The organism is Nonomuraea diastatica, from assembly GCF_004349015.1.
GTDB lineage: Bacteria > Actinomycetota > Actinomycetes > Streptosporangiales > Streptosporangiaceae > Nonomuraea > Nonomuraea diastatica.
The window spans coordinates 1-966 of the sequence record NZ_SMKP01000437.1 but is presented as its reverse complement, the minus strand read 5'-3'; the positions used below and the strand labels follow the sequence as shown (position 1 = coordinate 966).

Annotated in this window: 1 protein-coding gene; it reads left to right on the top strand. The window is 69.7% G+C overall.

Annotation, left to right across the window (positions count from 1 at the left end):
• Positions 1 to 966: rhamnogalacturonan lyase family protein (locus E1294_RS54015; RefSeq protein WP_484213996.1), on the top strand; the 966-nt coding region annotated here is incomplete at both ends.

Below are 966 nucleotides of genomic sequence, written 5' to 3'. Positions count from 1 at the left end.
GGCCGAGCTGGCGGTCAAGACCGGCGACGGCACCGTCTCCGGCACGGGGCAGACGATCGGCAACGCAGGCGCCGACCACCGCAACTCCTCCGGCTACATCATCACCGGACCGGAGTATCTGACCGTGTTCAACGGGCTCACCGGCGCCGCCATGTCCACGGTGAACTTCGAGCCGGCCCGCGGGAACATCAACGACTGGGGCGACAACTACGGCAACCGCGGCGACCGGTTCCTGGCCGGCACCGCCTACCTGGACGGCCAGCGCCCCAGCCTCATCATGGGCCGCGGCTACTACGCCAAGAGCGCCATCGCCGCCTGGGACTTCCGCGACGGCCGGCTCACTTTGCGCTGGAAGTTCGACTCCGGCAACGCCGGCGGCCAGTGGACCGGACGCGGCGCGCACTCGCTGTCCATCGCCGACGTGGACGGCAACGGCACCGACGAGGTCGTCTACGGTGGCATGACCATCAACGCCAACGGCACCGGCCGCTACACCACCGGCTTCTACGCCCACGGCGACGCGCTGCATGTGGGGGACTTCGTGCCGAGCCGTCCCGGCAAGGAAATCTGGATGATCCACGAGCAGAGCTCCGGCGCCTCCGCCACGCTGCGCGACGCCGGCAACGGCTCGACCATCATGCAGAAGAACAACAGCTGCGGCTGCGAAGGCCCGGCCCGCGGCGTCGCAGGCGACATCCACGCCGGCAACGCGGGCGGCGAGTTCTGGGGGAGCGGCACCGGGCTGGGCAACCTGTTCAACGCCTCCGGTTCCAGCGTCGGCCGCAACCCCAGCAGCTACAACTTCCTGGCCTGGTGGGACGGCGACCCGGTGCGGGAGCTGCTGAACGGCAACTACGTCGACAAGTACGGCACCGGCGGCGACACGCGCCTGTTCACCGGCTCCGGCGCGCACTCGATCAACGGCACCAAATCCACCCCGTCCCTGTCCGGCGACCTGTTCGGCGA